Here is a 22673-nt window from a genome sequence, read left to right as displayed (position 1 = left end):
TTACAAACAACAGGTAAGACAGGTAACCCGAGCCTTTCCGTCAAAAGACTGAAATGCAAATATTACTGTTTTTTTCATTGAATGAGGAATCATTTTTTGATAACCTAGTATTGTAATCAACATTAATTACTTGTTCCAGGGAGGAATATTATCATGGCATTCAAATTACCAGAATTAACTTACGCTTACGACGCATTGGAACCACATATCGATGCAAAAACAATGGAAATTCACCACTCTAAACACCACAATACTTACGTAACAAACTTAAACGCAGCAGTAGAAGGTACTGAATATGCTGACAAAGACATCAACGAGTTAATCTCTAACATCGATGCTTTACCAGCTGACAAACAAACTGCTGTACGCAACAACGGTGGCGGACATGCTAACCACACATTATTCTGGGAATTAATCGCTCCAGGCGGTTCTAACACTCCAGTAGGTGAAGTAGCTGCTGCAATTGATGCGAAATTCGGTTCATTTGATGCTTTCAAAGAAGAATTCGCAAAAGCTGCAACAACTCGTTTCGGTTCAGGTTGGGCATGGTTAATCGTTGATGGTGACGGTGTAGCTGTTACTTCAACTCCAAACCAAGACTCTCCAGTAATGGAAGGCAAAACACCAATCCTAGGCTTAGACGTTTGGGAGCACGCATACTACTTAAACTACCAAAACCGTCGTCCAGACTACATCGGTGCATTCTGGAACGTAGTGAACTGGGACGTAGTAGAAGCTAAATTCCAAGCAGCTAAATAATAGCGCGAAGAATTAACTATATTCTAAACGGATAGTTTCAAGCTGCAAAATAATTAAAGCTAAATTGTACCGAAAGCAACGCGGCAGGTACAAAATACTTTAAACGTAAAACGCATGAGAAGTTTCATTACTTCCATGCGTTTTTTATGTATTTTTTTACAGTTTTCTGCTACGCTCAAAATAATAAACAGAATTGGGGTGCTGTGGATGTTTGATGAATTTGTCGCACAAATTGATGAGAAATGGCATGGGGCTTATATAAAATTAATGGAAACAATTGATGAAAACTTGCCGCCAGGTTTTGAAAAGTCAATTGACCGGAATATGATCGTATATAATGTACCATTAACAACCTATCCAAAAGGGTACCATGTAACACCGAACACACCATTGCCGTTTTTGGCGCTTGCTCCACAAAAGCGCCATATCGGGTTATATCATATGGGGATATACAGTGATCCGGAACTTCTCGAGTGGTTTCAGAAAGCCTATGCCGAAACGGTACCAACAAAGCTGAATATGGGGAAAAGCTGTATTCGCTGGACTTCGACTAAACATATCCCATATGACCTGATAGGGGAACTGAGCAAAAAACTAACAGTAGATCAGTGGATTGCTACCTATGAAAGTGAAGTACAGAAATAAAATGTAGGACAAACAATGAAGCTTTTTCGTTGTTTGTTCTTTTTTGGCGATAAGACTATATATTCTTTTTCAAAGTTTCGTTCAAGCGATAAAAATCGTAAATATATTTGTTTAATGTCTCGGGTGCAAGTACATAATCTTCCTTATGCCACTGAATAAGGATGCCCATAATCGAATTTGCTGTATAGCTGGCCAAATATTCAAGCTGCTGGTCGGATATATGCCCGATTTCTTCTAAATGCGATTCCAATATAAATGAACGGATGGTCTCTAATAATTTGTGGTAATAGAGCATCGGCGTTTTTTCATCAAAAACAATACGGTAAAATGCTTCATGCTTTTTGACATGGTGAAAAATTTGAATCATTTCAGGTGTAAGCATGGATAAATTATCTTGCGTCACATCATATGGAAAATCGTACGAAAACTTTAAATCTTTCACGATGTCATTGAAATAACGTTCAAATACTCCGTGGATATTTTTATAGTGCAAATAGAATGTTCCACGGTTAATTTCTGCAATTCGGCAAATTTCTGCTACCGTAATATTCTCCAAAGATTTCTGATTCAGCAGAATAAGAAGTGCTCTTTGCAGGCTGTCATGTGTCTTCTTAACACGTAAGTCCATAAAAATTTCCCCTTTAATGAACAGATTAATAAAAAGTGTTGGATAATGTACGGAATACTAAATAGCTGTTGTTTGTACATTAATTTGCTTTCCATTATAATTTTTATTGAACAGATGTACAATAACTTCTATTTTCTAAGGAGAGATTTATAATGAAATTACAGGATAAAGTAGCAATCGTAACAGGTGCCGCTTCTGGGATGGGGAAAGCAATCGCGGAAGCATATGCAAAAGAAGGCGCAAAAGTAGTAGTTTCGGATTTAAATGAAGAAGGCGCAAAAACAGTTGCGGATGAAATTACTGCAAACGGTGGCACGTCTTTTGCGATCGCAACAAACGTAACGAAAGATGAAGACTTGCAAAAATTATTTGACGCTACTATTAAAAATTACGGTCAGCTAGATATTTTAGTAAACAATGCAGGCATCATGGACGGATTTGAGCCTGTCAATGAAATTACAGATGCACGCTGGGACATGATTTTCGCTGTTAATACTACTTCTGTTATGAAGTCAATGCGTATTGCAACAGATATGTTCTTAAAACAAGGTCATGGTGTTATTGTAAATAATATTTCAGCTGGCGGGTTAAACGGTGGTCGTGCAGGTGCAGCATATACTGCTTCGAAACATGCTGTTGTCGGTTTAACAAAAAATACCGCATTCATGTTCTCTCAATCCGGTATTCGTGTAAACGGAATCGCACCAGGTGCTGTTATGACAAATATCCAACAGTCGATGCAAAATATCAGCCAATACGGTGCCGGCCAGCAGCAAAAAGGTTCTGCACTGATTCCACGTGTCGGAAATCCGGATGAAATCGCGAAATTGGCAGTATTTTTAGGTTCGGAAGATTCAAGTTTCATCAACGGTCAAATTATTACAGCGGATGCTGGTTGGACAGCTTATTAGGCATATATTTTATACAAGGCTTTGTAACTTCGGTTACAGAGCCTTTTTTACATATTTAATTCTTACCTATATAGTCGTAAGTACACCTAAACTATGCTACTTATGAATAATGTATAAAGAGGTGAGGAATAAATGAGCATGACGTACAAAAATATACTAGTTGCCGTGGATGAAACGAATGAGTCACGGATTGCTTTTAGAAGAGCTGTGCAACTTGCACAGGATAATGTCGGAAGTAGGCTGTATATTGTTCATGTAATCGATACTCGTTCCTTTGCATTTTCAGAAGGCTATAACTTTGAGATGGCGGAAAAATTTACGAATAACAAAAAGGATCTTTTAGATTCATTTGAGAAAAAAGCGCAGCAGGCAGGGTTTACAAACATAAAAAAAATTATTGAGTACGGGACACCTAAACATGTTATCGCACGCGATATCCCTCAGCAGGAAGAAATTGATCTGATTATTTGCGGTGTAACAGGAAAAGGCGAATTAGCACGATTTTTCCTAGGTTCCGTATCAGAAGGGATTTTAAGAAATGCCCGCTGTGACGTCCTTGTTGTAAGAAATACTTAATAAAATGTCGAAGCTCCACATTAATTTACGTGAAGCTTCTTTTTTTATGAAACTTTATAAAATCTCAGCCGTCTAAAAGATGAATAATTAAAATCTGAACTCTTTTTTCGCAGAGATTTCAGTGTTATACTAAAAGCTATGACTATACATTCATGTACACGCTACATAAAGTAAGGAAGGGGAAGTGTTCTTTGCGCAAAATTACGCAAAATCGTCAGCAAAATCCGAAGGCAAAGCAACGTGCAAGTTTAACTTTTCGGATGAATGTCCTTTTCTTTTCAATATTTGTTTTGTTCTCATTACTGATTTTCCGTCTAGGATATATACAAATTGTAAAAGGTGAAGATTATGTGCGCGCATTAGAGCGTACAGAAGAAGTACGGGTGAATACAAGTGTACCCCGTGGCCGTATTTTTGACCGCTATGGTCGTATTTTAGTTGATAATCAACCAGAAAATGCGATTACCTATACAAAAATGCAAACGACAAAATCCGCTGAAATGCTTGAAATTGCAGAAAAACTTGCACATATTATCGAGCAGCCGACAGAAAAAGTAACGCATCGAGATAAACTGGATTTTTGGATTTTACGGAATCCGGAAAAGGCGAAAGAAAAAGTTACACAAAAGGAAATGACGAAATTCCAACTTGAAAATGAAGATTTAGAAACGAAGGAAATCAATAAAGAATATGATCGACGAATTCGGGATCGTATTACAGATGAAGAACTGGAACAACTTTCCGATTTTGACCTGGAAGTTCTGGCAATTTACCGTGAAATGATGACAGGCTATAACTTATCGCCCCAGATTATTAAAGGCGAGAATGTTACTCCGGAAGAATTTGCCCGAGTTTCAGAACATCTGGCAGATCTGCCTGGTGTAAATACGACAACCGATTGGAAACGAGTGCGTCTTTCTCCATTGGCCATTTTAGGTCGAACTACGGTACCGAGCAAAGGTGTACCTAAATCGAAACTGAACTATTATTTGGCCCGTGATTATTCTCGTAACGACCGTGTTGGGGAAAGTTATTTTGAAGCACAGTATGAAGAAATACTGCAAGGTGAAAAATCAGTCGTTAAAAACATCACGAATAAAAAAGGTCAAGTAGTTGAAACGATGACGACTTTTGCAGGGGAGCCCGGGAAAGATTTAGTAACAACAATCGACGTGGAACTCCAGCAAAAAGCTGATGAAATTTTGGAAAAGTATTTATTGGAATTGAAGGCTAAAGGTGGTTCACAGTTACTGGATCGCGGCTTTTTAGTAGCAATGGATCCAAAAACCGGGGAACTTCTATCGGTAGTCGGCAAGAAAATAGAAAAAGATAAAGATACTGGCAAACCATATATTGTCGACTATTCCTACGGTACATTTACGTCTGCATATGAAGCAGGGTCAACTGTAAAAGCAGCAACCGTCTTAATGGGCTACAATGAAGGCGTTATTAAGCCGGGAACTGTCATGCTCGATTCACCGATGCGAATCGGTAACATTACCTTAAATACACTATTCAACAAGACTGGTAGTGTCATGCTGAATGATTTAACGGCATTAGAGCGTTCATCAAACGTCTATATGTTCAAAATTGCAATGGGTATTGGCGGCCGGACATATTCACCTGGTATGCGCTTTAGTTTAGCACCAGGAACATTGCAGACTATGCGAAATGAATATGCACAGTTTGGACTAGGTGTACCTACGGGCATTGACCTTCCGGGAGAGTCTACCGGGTATCAGGCCGACCCGGATACGGATGTAAAACTATTAAACTTGGCGATTGGCCAGTTTGATACGTATACGACAATGCAATTGGCACAATATATATCAACAATTGCAAACGACGGTTACCGCATCCAACCGAGAATGCTAAAAGAAATTCGCAACCCTTCCAAAGATGGAGAATATTTAGGGCAAGTTGTGGAAGAAGTGACACCTAAAATTTTGAATAAAATCGAAAACAGCCAACAGGAAATTGATCATGTACAAGAAGGTCTGCGCCGAGTTTACTTCGGGGCAAATGGTTCTGCCCGTCGTCAGTTTGAAACAGCGGATTATATTGCTGCTGGTAAAACTGGTACAGCCGAGGTAGTTTACTATGGACCGCAGCGTGATAAATGGAAAACAAACACGATCAACATTGTTCATGTAGGTTATGCACCATTTGATGATCCTGAAATTGCCTATGCCATCATATTCCCATGGGCTACAACGAACTTTACAAATAACTATTTACCACAGGCCAATTTAACAGCCCGTGAATTAGTAGATTCCTATTTTGAACTGAAAAATAAATATGCAGAAGAAGGTCTGTCTACAAGTAAAGTAGAGAAACCGATTATTAAGCATTCTGATGAAAAACTGGATGAGGACGAAGAAGTCGAAACAGTAAACGAATAAAACGATAATCCCGTAGTTTCTGGCTACGGGATTTTTTTTAAGGGGAAGATTTGATGAGAAAGAAGATTGTACATATTGTCGTCATCCTGGGTGCCTTAAGTAATGCAGCGATTTTAGTATTAATGGACATGCCGGCGTGGCTCGTAATCTTAATGTCGGTTGTCTATATAATTATTTTTGAAGGACTCCTGCTTATACTTGAACCACGCCTAGTCCGTGCTGAACGTGAACGGAATGTGAAAGCCTTTCCCTTTTTACGGGAGCTGGTCGATGCTAAAAAGGCGACGGTTACTTTACGGGATGGTTCAATACTATATAATGCAACGTTTGAAGGCTATGCCCATCCAAAAGATGCGAAAACAATTTTACTTTATGTACACAAAGTAAAGACGAAAAAGGAAAAACCGACATTTACTGAACATTCTATTAAACTTATTAACATAAAAAGTGTGAAAAAGATTCAATAAGAAGAAAATGAGACAATTTGCAGGGACTTCCTGTAAATTGTCTTTTTTGTTTACAAAGCTTTACATTCAATTAACCGTTGAATTATATAAGCTTAATAAATTGTCACTATAGTTGGAATTGTAAGAAAAAACATCTATTAAACAAGCGGAGGAATTACAAATGAAAAAGTGGCAGTACTTAACATCAACAGCTTTACTAGGTTCAGCGATTCTTTTAGGAGCATGTGGCGGAGAAGAGAATAATGATGAAACGTCTACATCTGCTCAAACAAACACAGAACAGGCTGAAGCTGGCAGCGCACAATTAACAGGTAATGTAGTAGGCGATGGTTCGTCAACAGTTGCTCCAATTACAGAAGCATTAGTTGAAGAATACGCGGGGGTACAAAAAGATGTACGCGTAGCAGTTGGTGTATCTGGTACAGGCGGCGGTTTCGAAAAATTCATCAATGGTGAAACTGATTTCTCAAACGCTTCTCGTCCAATCAAAGATACTGAAGTGGAAGAGCTGAAAAACGCAGGGGTAGAATATACAGAATTTGAACTTGCTTACGATGGTTTATCGGTAGTAGTTCATCCTGAAAATACTTGGGCAAAAGATCTGACAGTTGAACAATTAAAACAGATTTGGATTGAAGATGGTACTACAAAAAAATGGTCTGATATCGATCCGTCATGGCCGGAAGAAGAAATCGTGTTCTACTCACCAGGTTCTGACTCAGGTACGTATGACTACTTCGATGAAGTTATTTTAGACGGTGAAGACATCGTTAAATCAGCAACGTTATCTGAAGATGACAATGTGCTAGTACAAGGGGTAACAGCTGATAAAAATGCAATCGGCTATTTCGGTTACGCGTACTATCTGGAAAACAAAGATAAATTACAAGTTGTAACGGTTGATGGAGTGGAACCGACAAACGAAACAATCGAATCAGGCGAGTATTCTCCATTATCACGTCCATTATTTGTTTATGTGAGTAACAGTGCAGTTAAGGAAAATGAAGCTACATATGACTTCATAAAATTCACACTTGAAAATGCAGGTGAAATGGCAGAAGTAGTTGGCTATGTCGGCTTGCCGGATGAAAAGTATGAAGAAGCTTTAAAAGAGTTAGAAGCACTAAAATAATTTCGATGTTTAATAGTGTGGGGTGGCTCTCATGCCCCACACGTTTTTTAATGATGAAAATATGATGGATTTATTTTACATAGATGACTGGAAGGAGTTTTCGCACATGGCTCTTAAACAACAGGAGCAAGTCAGTGTTCAGCAATTAATCGAGCGTTCGCGCAATCGCAAAGGAAAGAAAGTAATCGAAAAGTTAGTACCGTTCGGGTTATTTCTGGCAGCGACGATTTCGGTTCTTACGACGTTTGGGATTGTTTTTACACTAATATTCGAGACATTTGAATTCTTTACGCGAGTGTCGATTACGGATTATTTATTTGGTACCGAATGGCTGCCATTTTCAGGTAAGGAGCCGTTGTATGGAATATTACCATTAATATTCGGGACATTTAAAATAACACTGATTGCTATTATTGTAGCGGTGCCATTCGGTTTAGGCGCAGCCATCTATCTGAGTGAATATGCATCAGAACGCGTACGAAAAATCATTAAACCGATTCTGGAAGTACTTGCAGGTGTCCCGACGATTGTTTACGGGTTCTTTGCTTTAACATTCATAACACCGATTTTACAGTCGGTTATTCCCGATTTGAAAATTTTCAACGCAATCAGTCCTGGGATTGTTGTCGGAATCATGATACTTCCAATGATTACATCCATGTCCGAAGATGCGATGAGCTCAGTTCCAAGGTCGATTCGTGAAGGTGCGCTCGGGTTGGGTGCAACAAAATTCGAAGTGGCGGTTAAAGTTGTTCTGCCGGCCGCATTATCAGGAATTGTCGCTTCTGTCGTATTAGGTATTTCCCGGGCAATAGGTGAGACGATGATTGTTTCCTTGGCAGGGGGATCTACACCAAAATTCGACTTTGGCTTTACGGATTCGATTCAAACAATGACAGCCTATATCGTGCAAGTTACGACAGGCGATGCCGGTTACGGGACAACAATTTACTACTCAATTTATGCGGTAGGATTCACTTTGTTCATTTTCACGTTGGCGATGAATTTACTCGCAACATATATTTCAAAACGCTTCCGAGAGGAGTATTAATATGCGCTATATTCAAGAAGATTTAGTAATGAAGCGAATGAATAAACGTCTCATTTCCAATAAAATATGGAAGATTATTTTCATTCTTGCCACGAGTTTTGCCCTTGTTTCATTAGGGATGCTCCTTTATCGAATTTTGACGCAGGGGCTTGGTTTTTTAGATATAAATTTCATTACAAACTTCGCGTCACGTATTCCTGAAAATGCAGGGATTAAAGCGGCGTTGGTTGGCTCTTTATGGCTGATGAGCGTAGTTGCTCCTGTCTCGATAATTTTAGGTGTGAGTACAGCATTATATTTGGAAGAATATGCAAAGCAAAATAAATTGAATGATTTTATCCGTATCAATATATCTAATTTGGCAGGGGTACCATCAATTGTTTTCGGTTTGCTGGGATTAACAATTTTCGTACGACTGTTCGGCTTTGAGAAAAGTATTTTAGCGGCAGGTTTGACGATGAGTTTACTTATTTTGCCGGTCATTATTGTGGCGGCACAAGAAGCAATCCGCGCGGTACCAAATGAACAGCGGGAAGCATCATACGGAATGGGTGCGACAAAATGGCAAACAATCGTCCGGGTTGTGCTGCCGGCAGCTATTCCGGGAATTTTAACAGGCAGTATTTTAGCGTTATCCCGTGCAATCGGTGAAACAGCACCATTAGTCGTAATCGGAATCCCGGTAATATTACAGTTTTTACCAACTGATTATCTTGATACATTTACCGCATTGCCAATGCAAATTTTCGACTGGGCAAAACGTCCGCAAGAAGCGTTCCAGTATGTGGCATCTGCCGGAATCATCGTATTAATGGTTTTCCTGTTAACGATGAATTCCATTGCAATTTTTATCCGAAATAAATTCCAAAAACGATATTAGGAGTGAAATGGAATGGTTCAACTTTTAACGAAAAATAATGTGCATCGACCTGCAATGGGCATCGAAACGAATCAGGCGAATGTCATGCAGTCTAATAATTTTAATTTATGGTATGGGGATCACCATGCTTTAAAAGATATCAATCTGGAAATGAAGGAAAATGAAGTGACGGCAATTATCGGTCCTTCCGGATGCGGGAAGTCGACCTATATAAAAGCATTGAATCGAATGGTTGAACTTGTGCCGATTGTACGTACATCAGGAGAAATCAATTACCGTGGCCGCAATATATTTTCGAATGGCTATGAAGTGGAGGAGCTTCGCACAAAAGTCGGTATGGTATTCCAAAAACCAAACCCGTTTCCGAAATCAATCTATGATAATATCGCATACGGACCCCGTATCCATGGAATTAAAAACAAGAAAATTCTGGATGAAATTGTCGAAAAGTCACTGCGTGGTGCAGCAATATGGGATGAAGTAAAAGACCGCCTAAACCAAAATGCCTATGGTTTATCAGGTGGCCAGCAGCAGCGTATTTGTATCGCACGTTGCCTTGCAATCGAACCGGATGTCATTTTAATGGATGAGCCGACTTCAGCTCTTGACCCGATTTCAACATTAAAAGTTGAAGAACTTGTACAGCAGATGAAAGAACAGTATTCGATCGTCATCGTGACACATAACATGCAGCAGGCAGCTCGTATTTCCGATAAAACGGCCTTCTTCCTGAACGGGGAAGTCGTGGAGTTCGATAAGACAGATATCATTTTCTCGACACCATCAGATCAGCGTACTGAAGACTATATTTCCGGCCGATTCGGATAATGAGATAGAGGAGAATGATAAAGATGATCCGTGAACGTTTTGAACATGATCTAATAGCAGTTCAGCAAGATTTAATGGAACTGTGTGATTTAAGTATTCTTGCATTACAGGAATCTTTTAAAGCCTTTTTGAAAAAGGATATTGATTTAGCGTTACAGGTAATTGATACAGATCCGAAAATCAATCGGATGGAAGAAATAATTAACGACCGCGTAATTTTACTGATTGCAAAACAGCAGCCTGTAGCGACTGATTTGCGACGATTGATCGTTGTCATTAAAGCGGCATCGGATATGGAGCGAATCGGGGATCATGCGGTAAATATCGCCAAGGAATCGATTCGAATCGGGAAAGCGCCGTTTGTTACAAGCGTGGAGCCGATTGAGGAAATGTTCCATAAAACGATTTTAATGCTGCGCCAAATTGTCGATGCCTTTATTGAAGAAAATACAATAAAGGCAAAAGAAATTGCAAATCTTGATGATGAGGTCGACGAATTAACAGGCAATACGCTCAGTAATTTAATGAAGCTGTCTGTTTCGAGTGAGCAAGTATCGCAAGTAACGAGTTTATCTTACGTATGCCGTTGTATCGAACGCTCGGCAGACCACGCAACCAATATTGCCGAACATTTATTCTATCTTGTAAAAGGGAAGCATTATGAGCTGAATAATTAAGCATTCAAAGTATAGGGAGAAAACTTCCTATGCTTTTATTTTTTAAATTTATTTCAACAATTTGTTTATGAATAATTTATGAAATGAAAGGGTACATGGTACAATATAGGTAATTCAAATAAGTTGAGTACTTATTTAGATGTAAAGGGGTAGACAGCATGTTAAAAACAATTGTATTTGACCAATTAAAGCAAGCGATGAAAAACAAGGATGTATTAGCTAAAGGAGTATTGACTTTAGTGAAGTCCGCATTGGATGCTGCAGAAAAAGAAAAGGGCGCGGAATTGACGCCACAGGAAGAAACTGCTGTCATTAATCGTGAAATTAAGCAGACAAACCAGTCACTGGAAGGTGCAAAGCAAGCGGACCGTTCAGACCTGATTGAAAAAGAAGAAGCAAAATTAGTTATTTTAAAAAGCTTTTTACCAAAACAGTTAACAGAGGAAGAAATTTCAGCTGAGCTTCAGGCAGCAGGTATTACTTCAGGCATGAATATGGGTGATGCAATGAAAATTGCAAAGCCATTACTCGATGGAAAAGCAGATGGCGCGACAATTTCAAAAGTTGTCAAAACGCTTATTTCCTAAATCGAAAACTTGGAAAAGGAGGTGTGCCGCATTCATTTGGCGGTCACGTCCTTTTCGCTATATTCTTAAATTATTCTACTTACAATTAAAAAGAAATCAGGATAGGGAGGATTAAAATGACCTTACATGAACAGATTAAACTGTATGTACCTTACAATGAACAGGAAGCAAAGGACCGGGACATCATTTTACGGGCAATGGCTACTTTATCGGATGTTCTGACACGAAACAATGAAGTTCTGCATTTCACTGCTTCGGCATTTGTGTTCAACCCGGATCGTACCCGTGTATTAATGGCCCATCATAACATATATAATGCATGGGGCTGGATGGGCGGTCATGCCGACGGCGACCCTGACTTATTTAAAGTAGCAAAAAAAGAGCTGATGGAAGAAGCAGGTCTTCCAGAAGCAAAAGCAATTCAGGAAGATATTATTTCGCTTGATATATTGCCGGTTATCGGTCATATGAAGAACGGGAAATATGTTGCGGCACATTTACATTTCAATGTGACGTATATATTTGAAGTTGAAGATGAAGCAACGTTTAAAGCAAAGCTCGATGAAAACAGCGAAGTCGGCTGGATCGAAATTAGCGAAGTTGCTGAAAAATGTTCGGAAGCGCATATGATTCCGATCTACGAGAAAATTATAGAGAAGGTCAAAAAAATCGGCTGTTAAAATGATATTCAACAAAACAGCTTTTCGAAACTTCATGCCATAGGATGAGGTTTTTTCTTACGAAGATTTTCTGGATACAACTGGCTGATGTACAGAAAAACACAAACGATTGCTGAAAATGAAATAATTTCACAAAATTAAACAGCCGTGTGCTAAAATAACGTTGTATAAACAAAAGGGAGGCTATTTTCAAATGGCGAAAAAAGTAAAAGAATATAAAATTAATCCAGACCGTGTGGAAGAAGCATTATTAATTCAAAATCGTATGCTTATCGAATTATTCGTTCAAGTTTTACATGAACAACTAGTAATCGAACGTCCTGTCTTACACGAACGTTTGGAAAACTTGATCGAGCTTTCAGACAACGATCGTGATTTGAAAGATACTTTACATGCTTTAACTCAAAAATTATAATTACATACATTCTTGTGTGGTGCGGTATCCTAGAGATACCGCTTTTTTTATGCAGAAAAACACGAATATAAAGTCAATTATTCACACGCAGTTTAAATTACTACTTTTTAATTTTGATTTTCGCTATACTATCGGTATTGATTTTAAAACAGATGGAGGGGTTTCACATGACAAATGAATATAAGACTGTTTTAACCGATGAAATTCTTCATTTTTTATATCGTAATGCATCTTTTCAAGCGATGGATGAAAATCAGCAGCAACAGTTTCTTGAGAAATTTGGTCAACAGCCATTATTTATAGAGGTCATCGAAATTGCAACTGCACTCGAAGAAATGATTACAGAAGTGGAAGCAACGATGCCAAAAATGCAGGATAAAGATTATTTATTCCCGATTGAGCAACAAAAGCAATTGCTGAAAGATCGGACGGTTATTGATGGGAATGTATTGTATGTACCGTTTGATGAGATGAAAAATCTTTATTCGCCAATGATTGTCATCGTACAGCATTCTGATGCCATGCGGGAGTATGAAGCTTTTACAAAAGGGACAATATTTCCGCTATTTAACTTATGTGCCGTCCAGAAAAGGGATTTAATCATCCTTCCGTTTAGTGATAAACCGGCAAAACCGCTTCTTTTTAAAAATGGAACATTTGACATCGGATTGTTCGACCAATTTTTACAGCAGTATTTAACTGGAAACGCTCAAATTATGCCGGCACTAGAGAAGGCGATTGAACTCTTTACCCAAGACAATATCGACAATCAGCGGGATCTCATGATTATTACGGACAATCAGTTTACCGATTTCCATAATTTAAACCAGCAAGTTCTGGCAGGGGAAATGCGGGAGCATGATATTGACCTGTCCGTTATCGCAATGAGCGAGAGGGATTTTGAAAAACAGCCGATTACATTTGCTGATAAAGTATTTTTTGCAAACGATTAAAAGTTTTACTAACGAATCCGTCATGGGTTCGTTTTTTTTATGTGCGCCCGGCATGCGTACGAACTATAGGGTGCAAGTCCCGAACCCCGAAGACAGAAGTAGAGGTTAGCCAAGAGCAAGGGTGTCCGTGGTGACGCGGAATCTGAAGGAAGCTGGAGGCAAAACACCGGTCCGAGGAACACGAATCTCATAGAAGGCTAGGTGTGATTGGATGAGTTTGCATAACAAAACAAAGTCCCTTCTGTCGAAGGTCATATTTAGTAAATGAGGCGGATAGATGGTGTGAAAGTGCGTACGCTTACCCGGGGAGGTCTGACAGGAATGTGAAGTACCCTTCATAACCTACTTGGTGACAAGTAGCTGAACTGTCAGAAGTCAGCAGAGGTCATAGTACAAGTAAGTCTAGAATTACTTGGAAGGACTGAACAATTAAGAGAGAATAGCCCTTGGCTTTCCAACCTGGACGGATGAACACAGAAAACAGGAGAAACCTCACGCTTAGAAAGTAGTGGTGAATCCCACGAGGGTATTTGCGGAGGGTGTAGTCCAGTTGGGCAAGAGAAGAACAGCTATTCACGGAAAGGAACAAAATGGTGATGTTGAATCAAATTTTGGAACGGCAAAACATGATACAAGCATTAAAGCGAGTAGAAGCGAATAAAGGAAGCCATGGAGTAGACATGATGCCCGTACAAACCTTACGACAGCACATCCTCGAAAATTGGGAAACCATAAAATCGCAGATTTTGAATGGTACCTACGAACCGCAACCAGTCCGTCGTGTCGAAATCCCGAAACCAGACGGCGGTGTGCGTCTATTAGGAATACCAACCGTGACGGACCGTTTGATTCAGCAAGCCATCTCGCAGATTTTATCAAAAGAATATGACCCAACATTTTCGGACCACAGCTATGGATTCCGTCCAAATCGGAGTGCTCATGATGCGGTGAGGAAGGCAAAAGGCTATTTAAAAGAGGGATACCGATGGGTAATTGATATGGATTTAGAGAAATTCTTTGATAAGGTTAATCATGACCGCCTAATGGGAACATTAGCAAAACGAATTTCAGATAAACCGTTATTAAAACTTATTCGTAAATATCTCCAAGCGGGTGTCATGATTAATGGAGTAATTTCAAGTACAGAAGAAGGGACCCCTCAAGGTGGTCCTTTAAGTCCGCTACTTTCTAATATCGTCTTAGATGAACTCGATAAAGAGCTAGAGAAACGAGGACATAAATTCGTTCGCTACGCAGATGATTGCAATATTTATGTGAAAACCGAACGTGCTGGATTACGGGTGATGGCAAGTGTACAGCGATTCATCGAGGGTAAACTTCGTTTAAAAGTAAATGAAAAGAAATCAGCAGTAGACCGTCCATGGAATCGTAAATTCCTAGGTTTTAGTTTTACGAATCATAAAGAACCGAAAGTTCGCATTGCGAAATTAAGTCTCGTACGAATGAAGAAGAAAATACGAGAAATTACCTCAAGAAAGATGCCTTATTCCATAGAATACCGAATTGAAAAGTTGAACCAATATCTGATAGGGTGGTGTGGATATTTCGCTTTAGCGGATACTCCTTCAATATTTAAAGCATTAGATGGATGGATTAAACGAAGATTACGTATGTGTCTATGGAAGAATTGGAAGAACCCCCGAACAAGAGTCAGAAATCTTATTCGTTTAAAAGTACCTTATGGGAAAGCATACGAATGGGGAAACACCCGAAAAGGGTACTGGCGCATTTCTAAAAGCCCCATATTACACAGAACCCTCGGCAATTCCTATTGGGAAAGCCAAGGGCTGAAAAGTCTGCAAGTTCGTTATGAAACTTTGCGTTATTCATCTTAATTGAACCGCCGTATACGGATCCGTACGTACGGTGGTGTGAGAGGTCGGGAGTTAATCACTCCCTCCTACTCGATTGATCTGATTTTGTTATAGACAAGGAGTTTTAAAAGGGGATGCGGAATATTTAAAGAAAGGACATAATAGAGAGAAATGGAGTGTTTCGTTCAATGTATACAGCCTATTGCAGAACCGTCCAAAGTTCAATGCGTGTCGGAATGAAGCTTATGAACTGGAGAAAGCCGGAATTACTCCAAGGAGAAAACAGCCTTGAAAGATTGCCGGAACTTGTGAAAAGTTTGAATTTAAATAGGCTTTTAGTGATTACCGATGAAGGGATTCACAAGCTGGGGCTTATGGATATGTTATTAGAGGGCTTGCAGGAGCAAAATATTGCGTTTGTTGTCTATGATAAAACGGTTCCAAACCCGACTTTTACAAATATTGAAGAAGCGCTGGAATTGTATTATGCGCATCATTGTGAGGGCATTATAGCATTTGGCGGCGGGTCACCGATGGATTGTGCCAAGGCCGTTGCAGCAAGGATCGCACGACCTGAAAAATCACTGGCTGATTTAAAAGGTTTATTTAAAGTAAGAAAAGAAATGCCTCCGTTTTTTGCGATTCCAACAACTGCTGGTACGGGAAGCGAAGGAACAATTGCCGCCGTCGTATCAAACAGTGAAACACATGAGAAATTCGCCATTATGGATCCGGTACTTGTACCGCACTATGCTGTATTGGACCCGTTATTGACGATTAAATTGCCTCCGCATATTACATCAACGACAGGAATGGATGCCTTGACCCATGCGGTGGAAGCCTATATTGGAAAAAGCAATACGGAGGAGACGAGGAAATATGCCCGCGAGGCTGTTATTCTTATTTTTAAATATTTAGTACGCGCCTATGAAGATGGGACAGATATGAAAGCCAGAACGGAAATGCAACGCGCCTCGTATTTGGCAGGGCTTGCATTTACGCGGGCATATGTAGGCTACGTCCATGCCATTGCTCATACACTCGGCGGATTTTATCAAGTTCCGCACGGTTTTGCCAATGCGGTAATCCTTCCGCATGTACTCCGATTTTACGGGGAAAGCGCTGCGAGGCCGTTGGCAGAACTGGCAACAATTGTAGGCATCGGAAAAATAACAGACAGCGATGAAAAAAAGGCGCAATTATTTATCGAAGCAATTGAAGAATTGAATAACAAGATGGAAATTCCTCGTAAAATAACAGGAATCATCAACCGTGATGTGCCATTGATGGTGGATCGCGCAATACAAGAAGCGAACCCGCTTTACCCGGTACCGCGCATTGTAAATAAAGATGAAATGTTTTATTTATACCAGATCATTCAGGAATAATGGATAATGCTATTTAGACAAGTAAAGAGGCCGGGACATAACCCAAAAGCGCTATTTTTCTCTGAGAGAAAAATAGCGCTTTTTTGCTGAACGTTAAAATTGATTTCCATTCCGGGACGCTTTCCGCGGGCGTGGCCTGAGCCTGTAGTCTCAGGCGTCACGCTATTCCCGCAGGAGTCGCCCTGCATTCCAATCAATTTTTCAAATATCCGTTTTTTAATAATGTCTTTCCTCTTATTTAACGGTTATTCTACTTATGTCCCGGCCCCTTTATGATTGGTGATAGGTTATTGTTCAAGTTGGTCGTCGAAGTAGTTTAATAACCCCTGATAAATGCCAAGTGTTGCTTGTTCACGGTAATAGTCTGTCGTAATGGCCCTTTCTTCAGAGGGATTACTTAAATAGCCGAGTTCAAGTAATATAGCATTTTGACGGTTTTCACGCAGTACTAAATAGTTGCCGAAGCGTGGACCGCGATCCTTCAAGTTAACTTTCGACGCCAATCCTTCATGAACATATTCCGCAAGCTTTTGCTGATAACCGTTCGTGTAATAGGTCGTAAAACCGCTCACCGAACTATCTTCGTTTGCATCATAGTGAATACTGATAAACGCATCGGCTCCTGCCTGATGTGATACTGCAACACGCTTTCGCAAGTCGACAAATATATCGGATTCACGTGTCATGATAACATCTGCACCGGCTGCCTGTAATTTGGAACGGAGCATTTCTGCTGTAATAATATTTATATCCTTTTCGTCTGTTCCGCGAACACCGGTAGTACCACGGTCGTTACCGCCATGACCGGCATCCAGTACAATTGTTAAGCCCTTTAATGTACCTTTTTTACGTTCGGCTGCCTCATTTGTTTGGTTTTTGGATGTAGTTCGTTGTGAATTGTTTTCACTTACAACCCAGTTTGCGACATATGCGGTTTGGCGATCATTTACCGCGATTTTAAACCAGTCGCCTTCACTTTCCACTATCGGATATGTATGGCCAGCATCTGCAATGACAACAACATTTGAAGAAGTCGAAGGGGATTCCCTTAAATTTGTCCCGTTATAAATAATCGTAACAAAGTTTTTCGTATCTTCTTTTTCAGATGAAGGATTTTGTTTCAATTGTTTTGTAAATGTTCCGTAAAAACTGTAAATCCAACCTTTTTTACCTTTTTCATATTCTATTTCGACCCAATTATGATCACGGCTGACAACTTTGAATTGTTGTCCTTCAGTGGCAAGTCCTAATTTTTTTGCAGTAAGATCAGGTTTTTTTCGGATATTGACAGCATTTACGTTAATGGTAAATGTATTGGGGTCAATTTGTTGTATTGGTTCATTTGACTGTTCCTGTTGCCCATTATCAGAAGGGGCAGCCGGCGCTTCTGTCTTTGCTTCTTTTACTGTGACATATTCCGCAAATACCCAACCTGTTATCTCGCCGAATTGAATCTGAATCCAATCCTGATCTTGTTTTAAAAATTTGCTTTCCGTTCCGGAAGAGATTTTTGTCAGTGCAGAAGCGGATAATGATGGGGCTACACGAACATTTAAAGAGTTTACTTGAGAAATGACTGTTTTTTCAGTTGACGAGTCTGATTGCCCGCTTGCTGTTTTTACAAGCCATGACGCTACCCATCCTTCCTGCTGTCCGACTTGAACATGGTGCCAGTCACCTTGTTTTTCAATCGAAATAATCTCAGTTCCCTCTTTTAACGTATCGAGTATCGGATAGGATAGACCCGGACCTTCACGTAAATATAAAATTTCCGCGTTTACATATAACGGTTCCCCGTTGGCATGAGCCGGACGAGCGGAAAAATAATACGGAAAAATCGACGTGAATAATAATAAAAATGATAAACCTAATATTATTTTATTTTTTTTCATAGTTTCCTCCTTTTAAATAATTTTAATTAAATGATCCTTTCACTATATACCCTTATATTATAAAAGTATTTATGACAAAAAATATAGCGTTTTTTTGAAAATGGTTGACAACTTGTCATGACATCATTAAGATTAGTGTTAATTTAACAAAAGTAACATTGCCAATGACCAAACAAGTAGCGGTTGCCAATGCTGAAAAGAGAGGGAGAGACTTAGGCTGTAATCTTTCCTGCAGTATGTAACATGTGAACAACAGTTGAGAGGCGTTTCCTCGAAAAAAATTTTTCTAGTAGGGGAAGACGGAATCGGCCGTTATCCGAATTCGAGAGGATGTAGTCATACATCAATTAGGGTGGAACCGCGGAAGATTATACAAGCTTTCGTCCCTTGCAGTTTTTGCAAGGGACGGGGGCTTTTTTTATTTTCTTCTTAAATAGCACGCGAACAGTTTGGTCAACTAAGAGAGGAGTGCTTTTAATGAATTTTAAAGTACCTAAAGGAACACAGGATATTTTACCGGGTCAATCCGAAAAATGGCAGTATGTAGAACGTGTCATTCGTGATTTATGTGATAAATACCGCTATAACGAAATTCGCACACCAATGTTTGAGTCAACAGAACTATTCCAACGTGGTGTAGGCGATACAACAGATATCGTTCAAAAAGAAATGTATACATTTACGGACAAAGGAAATCGTTCGTTAACATTACGTCCAGAAGGAACAGCTTCAGCGGTACGTGCATATGTGGAGCATAAAATGTTCGGTCAGGCCGATCAGCCGGTCAAACTTTATTACACAGGTCCAATGTTCCGTTATGAACGTCAGCAGGCAGGCCGCTATCGCCAATTCGTTCAGTTTGGTGTAGAAGCGATCGGTTCGGCCGATCCGGCGATTGATGCGGAAGTAATGGCGCTTGCAATGGATGTGTATACAACACTCGGCTTGACGGATTTAAAGTTAGTCATCAATTCGTTAGGTGACAAAGAGACGCGTGATGCACACCGTAGCGCGTTAATCGAGCATTTCACTCCGGTCGTTGGGGAGCTTTGCGGTGATTGTCAAAGTCGTCTGGAGAAAAATCCTTTACGCATTTTAGATTGTAAAGTAGATGCAAAACACCCGGCAATGGCTACTGCACCGGCATTAACAAATTATTTAACGGATTCTTCTGCGGAATACTTCACGAAAGTAAAACAATATTTAGATGTGCTGGGCATCTCCTATGAAGTGGACCCTAACTTAGTACGAGGTCTTGATTACTACAACCATACAGCGTTTGAAATTATGATTACCGGCGATGGGTTCGGTTCAATTACAACACTTTGCGGTGGCGGTCGCTATAATGGTTTAGTTGAAGATATTGGCGGACCGGAATCACCTGGTATCGGATTTGCCCTGTCAATTGAACGATTATTATTAGCGCTGGAAGCAAAAAATATTGAGCTTGAAACGGGTAATAATCTGGAAATGTATGTTGTAGCAATGGGCGAAGAGGCAAAACTAAAAGCAGTGGAGCTTGTAAGTTCATTCCGTGCAAAGGGCATTTCAGCAGATATGGATTATTTAGACCGGAAAATGAAGGCGCAAATGAAAGCAGCCGACCGTGCAAATGCAAAATTTGTCATTGTACTAGGTGAGTCAGAATTAGAAGAGCAAGCAGTAAACGTCAAAACAATGGAAACAGGCGATCAGACAAAAGTGGAATTCGGTCAGCTTGTCCAATACGTTTTAGAAAATAAATAGTTGGAGGAATAACAATGGCGCAAAGAACACATGCATGCGGTTTAGTAACAGCTGCAGAAGCGGGACAGGAAGTAGTATTAAAAGGTTGGGTACAAAAACGTCGTGATTTAGGCGGATTAATTTTCGTAGATATGCGTGACCGTGAAGGCATCGTACAAGTAGTTTTCGGTGACCAGGCGAAAGACGCTTTGGAACTTGCAAATAAAATTCGTAATGAGTTTGTCATTGAAGTAAAGGGTAAAGTTGTTTTACGTGATGCGACTCAAATCAATAAAAATATGAAAACAGGCGAAATTGAAGTGGCAGCTTCTGAACTGACGATTATTAATGAAGCTAAAAACCCTCCATTCGCAATCGATAACAATGCGGAGGTTTCGGAAGAATTACGTTTGAAGTACCGTTATTTAGATTTACGTCGTCCTGTAATGTATGACACATTTAAAATGCGCTCTGATGTAACACGTACAATCCGTAATTTCTTGCAAAATGAAGGCTTCCTGGAAGTTGAAACACCAATTTTAACGAAATCAACACCAGAAGGAGCACGTGACTATTTAGTACCATCACGTGTACATGACGGCGAATTTTATGCATTGCCGCAATCGCCACAGCTGTTTAAACAGCTTTTAATGGTAGGTGGCTTTGAGAAGTACTTCCAAATCGCTCGATGCTTCCGTGATGAAGACTTACGTGCGGACCGTCAGCCTGAATTTACACAAGTAGACATTGAAACTTCATTCTTATCAATGGATGAAATTATCGAAATGAATGAGCGTCTTCTTACTCAGGTTATGAAAGATGTAAAAGGTATTGATGTTGTTACACCATTCGCACGCATGAGCTATAAAGAAGCAATGGATCGTTTCGGTTCAGATAAACCGGATGTACGTTTCGGACTGGAATTAAAACAGCTTTCAGATATTGTGAAAGAATCTGCTTTCGGTGTATTTGCAAATGCCGTAGCAAATGGCGGCGAAGTGAAGGCAATCAATGTAAAAGGCGCGGCAGCAAACTATTCTCGTAAAGATATTGATGCATTAGGTGAATTTGCAGGCCGTTACGGAGCAAAAGGTCTAGCTTGGTTAAAAGTGACGGAAGAAGGATTGAATGGCCCAATCGCGAAGTTCTTCGAAGGAGAAGCAGCGGACGGAATTGTCCAGGCAACAGAAGCGCAAGCTGGTGACTTATTATTATTCGTTGCAGATAAATCTTCTGTAGTCGCAGACGCACTAGGCGCATTACGTTTAAAATTAGGAAAAGAATTAGGCTTAATCGATGAATCGAAATTCGAATTCCTATGGATTGTTGATTGGCCATTATTCGAATACGATGAGGCGGAAGGTCGTTATTATGCGGCCCACCATCCATTCACTCGTCCATTTGATGAAGATTTGGAGTTAATGAATACAAACCCTAAAGAAGTTCGTGCTCAAGCCTATGATATCGTATTAAACGGTTATGAGCTTGGCGGCGGGTCACTTCGTATTTATGAGCCTGATTTACAGGCAAAAATGTTTGAACTGCTAGGGTTCAGTGAAGAAGAAGCGCGTGCACAATTCGGTTTCTTACTGGAAGCATTTGACTACGGTGTTCCTCCACATGGTGGTTTGGCAATGGGCCTTGACCGATTAGTAATGCTTCTTGCAGGCCGTACAAACTTACGTGATACAATTGCATTCCCGAAAACAGCAACTGCAAGCTGTTTATTGACAGATGCACCATCACCGGTTTCCGATGCACAGCTTGAAGAGTTAAGCTTGCGTATCGCAGCAACAGCAAAAAAATAACATGTTAAGGTACTTTTTCTCTCGGGAAGAAGTACCTTTTTTTGAAAAGTAAAATTGTACCATTTATTTCTAAAAAGTTAGTACAATTTTAATAATTTATAAGAATGGGATGTTTTCGATTGAATAATCAGAATATTGGTGTTAATATAACAGTAATACGAATCCTGAAGTGTTCGTCGCTATATTTGTTACTAAACACTTTTGACCGAACAATAAATCGTTGGGAGCTACTATTACCGTAGAAGCAAACATGCCCCATCTGGAGCGGGAAGTTTAACGCTGCGATTAGTGCACCCCCTTGCTATAGACGCGGGATCAAAACGATGTTGTAGCAAGACGGCATATTTGGGATTCGTCCATTTCTAATTTTACTCTTCTACTTTCATGTAGAAGAGTATTTTTAGTGTGCCCGGCATGCACAACAGCTTGGTGGT

The 22673-nt window shown here is 39.9% G+C and carries 21 protein-coding genes, 1 other RNA gene and 1 other annotated feature; of the genes, 20 read left to right on the top strand and 2 right to left on the bottom strand.

The features are described 5' to 3' along the window. The first annotated feature begins 153 nt into the window (after nt 1-153). Together MKX73_RS18835 and MKX73_RS18830 are read left to right on the top strand one after the other, a co-directional pair. Nucleotides 154-759, top strand: a complete 606-nt coding sequence (locus MKX73_RS18835; protein ID WP_340718772.1) for a superoxide dismutase — start codon at nt 154-156, stop codon at nt 757-759. A gap of 207 nt (nt 760-966) precedes the next feature. Further along, the gene (locus tag MKX73_RS18830; protein ID WP_340718771.1) at nt 967-1404 is read left to right on the top strand and encodes a DUF1801 domain-containing protein; all 438 of its coding nucleotides are present in this window, start codon (nt 967-969) and stop codon (nt 1402-1404) included. 55 nt (nt 1405-1459) lie between these two features. Here the strand turns inward: MKX73_RS18830 and MKX73_RS18825 are convergent, their stop codons facing one another. After that, nucleotides 1460-2032, bottom strand: a complete 573-nt coding sequence (locus MKX73_RS18825) for a TetR/AcrR family transcriptional regulator (RefSeq protein ID WP_340718770.1) — start codon at nt 2030-2032, stop codon at nt 1460-1462. 152 nt (nt 2033-2184) lie between these two features. On the opposite strand from MKX73_RS18825, the gene MKX73_RS18820 reads away from it, so the two are divergent. The 15 genes from MKX73_RS18820 to MKX73_RS18750 all read left to right on the top strand — a co-directional run bounded on the left by MKX73_RS18820 (nt 2185) and on the right by MKX73_RS18750 (nt 16814). Continuing rightward, entirely contained in the window at nt 2185-2943 is a 759-nt protein-coding gene (locus MKX73_RS18820) for an SDR family oxidoreductase (protein ID WP_340718769.1), read from the top strand. A 132-nt stretch (nt 2944-3075) separates the two neighbouring features. Further along, nucleotides 3076-3519, top strand: a complete 444-nt coding sequence (locus MKX73_RS18815; RefSeq protein WP_340718768.1) for a universal stress protein — start codon at nt 3076-3078, stop codon at nt 3517-3519. 191 nt (nt 3520-3710) lie between these two features. After that, nucleotides 3711-5921 carry a peptidoglycan D,D-transpeptidase FtsI family protein gene (locus tag MKX73_RS18810; protein ID WP_340718767.1) on the top strand — a complete coding sequence of 737 codons (2211 nt, stop codon included), beginning with the start codon at nt 3711-3713 and terminating at the stop codon, nt 5919-5921. A gap of 53 nt (nt 5922-5974) precedes the next feature. Next, the gene (locus MKX73_RS18805) at nt 5975-6388 is read left to right on the top strand and encodes a response regulator (protein ID WP_340718766.1); all 414 of its coding nucleotides are present in this window, start codon (nt 5975-5977) and stop codon (nt 6386-6388) included. Between the two features lie 160 nt (nt 6389-6548). Continuing rightward, nucleotides 6549-7520: a PstS family phosphate ABC transporter substrate-binding protein gene (locus MKX73_RS18800; RefSeq protein WP_340718765.1), complete on the top strand. Its 972-nt coding sequence runs from the start codon at nt 6549-6551 to the stop codon at nt 7518-7520. A 106-nt stretch (nt 7521-7626) separates the two neighbouring features. Next, entirely contained in the window at nt 7627-8571 is a 945-nt protein-coding gene (gene pstC / locus MKX73_RS18795) for a phosphate ABC transporter permease subunit PstC (protein ID WP_340718764.1), read from the top strand. Nucleotide 8572: 1 nt separating this feature from the next. Further along, nucleotides 8573-9451: a phosphate ABC transporter permease PstA gene (gene pstA, locus MKX73_RS18790; protein WP_340718763.1), complete on the top strand. Its 879-nt coding sequence runs from the start codon at nt 8573-8575 to the stop codon at nt 9449-9451. 54 nt (nt 9452-9505) lie between these two features. After that, a complete protein-coding gene (pstB, locus tag MKX73_RS18785) occupies nt 9506-10279 on the top strand; it encodes a phosphate ABC transporter ATP-binding protein PstB (RefSeq protein ID WP_340718944.1) in 774 nt (257 codons plus the stop codon). A gap of 23 nt (nt 10280-10302) precedes the next feature. Beyond that, the gene (gene phoU, locus MKX73_RS18780; RefSeq protein WP_340718762.1) at nt 10303-10956 is read left to right on the top strand and encodes a phosphate signaling complex protein PhoU; all 654 of its coding nucleotides are present in this window, start codon (nt 10303-10305) and stop codon (nt 10954-10956) included. Between the two features lie 158 nt (nt 10957-11114). After that, nucleotides 11115-11543 (top strand): GatB/YqeY domain-containing protein, encoded by a 429-nt coding sequence (locus tag MKX73_RS18775; protein WP_339171935.1) that lies wholly within the window; start codon nt 11115-11117, stop codon nt 11541-11543. A gap of 116 nt (nt 11544-11659) precedes the next feature. After that, on the top strand, nt 11660-12223 hold the full coding sequence (locus MKX73_RS18770) for an NUDIX hydrolase (protein ID WP_340718761.1): 564 nt from the start codon (nt 11660-11662) through the stop codon (nt 12221-12223). Between the two features lie 193 nt (nt 12224-12416). Then, the gene (locus MKX73_RS18765; RefSeq protein WP_339171931.1) at nt 12417-12638 is read left to right on the top strand and encodes a phosphate-starvation-inducible protein PsiE; all 222 of its coding nucleotides are present in this window, start codon (nt 12417-12419) and stop codon (nt 12636-12638) included. A 167-nt stretch (nt 12639-12805) separates the two neighbouring features. Then, the gene (locus MKX73_RS18760; protein ID WP_340718760.1) at nt 12806-13591 is read left to right on the top strand and encodes a hypothetical protein; all 786 of its coding nucleotides are present in this window, start codon (nt 12806-12808) and stop codon (nt 13589-13591) included. 593 nt (nt 13592-14184) lie between these two features. Further along, a complete protein-coding gene (gene ltrA / locus MKX73_RS18755; RefSeq protein ID WP_340718832.1) occupies nt 14185-15447 on the top strand; it encodes a group II intron reverse transcriptase/maturase in 1263 nt (420 codons plus the stop codon). Between the two features lie 167 nt (nt 15448-15614). Then, nucleotides 15615-16814, top strand: coding sequence for an iron-containing alcohol dehydrogenase (locus MKX73_RS18750; protein WP_340718943.1), 1200 nt, complete (start codon nt 15615-15617; stop codon nt 16812-16814). A gap of 287 nt (nt 16815-17101) precedes the next feature. Here the strand turns inward: MKX73_RS18750 and MKX73_RS18745 are convergent, their stop codons facing one another. Beyond that, nucleotides 17102-18706, bottom strand: coding sequence for an N-acetylmuramoyl-L-alanine amidase (locus tag MKX73_RS18745; RefSeq protein WP_340718759.1), 1605 nt, complete (start codon nt 18704-18706; stop codon nt 17102-17104). Between the two features lie 155 nt (nt 18707-18861). Continuing rightward, nucleotides 18862-19097 (top strand) — a binding site (T-box leader). An 86-nt stretch (nt 19098-19183) separates the two neighbouring features. Here MKX73_RS18745 and hisS point away from each other — a divergent pair. From hisS to ssrS, 3 genes are all read left to right on the top strand, one after another. Further along, entirely contained in the window at nt 19184-20452 is a 1269-nt protein-coding gene (hisS, locus tag MKX73_RS18740; RefSeq protein WP_340718758.1) for a histidine--tRNA ligase, read from the top strand. A 14-nt stretch (nt 20453-20466) separates the two neighbouring features. Further along, nucleotides 20467-22239, top strand: a complete 1773-nt coding sequence (aspS, locus tag MKX73_RS18735; RefSeq protein ID WP_340718757.1) for an aspartate--tRNA ligase — start codon at nt 20467-20469, stop codon at nt 22237-22239. 158 nt (nt 22240-22397) lie between these two features. Further along, a non-coding RNA gene (gene ssrS / locus MKX73_RS18730) (6S RNA) lies at nt 22398-22595 on the top strand. The last annotated feature ends 78 nt before the right edge of the window (nt 22596-22673 follow it).

It is taken from the genome of Solibacillus sp. FSL W7-1436 (genome assembly GCF_038007305.1).
Taxonomy (GTDB): domain Bacteria; phylum Bacillota; class Bacilli; order Bacillales_A; family Planococcaceae; genus Solibacillus.
This window is presented reverse-complemented; position numbering and strand designations above follow the sequence as displayed.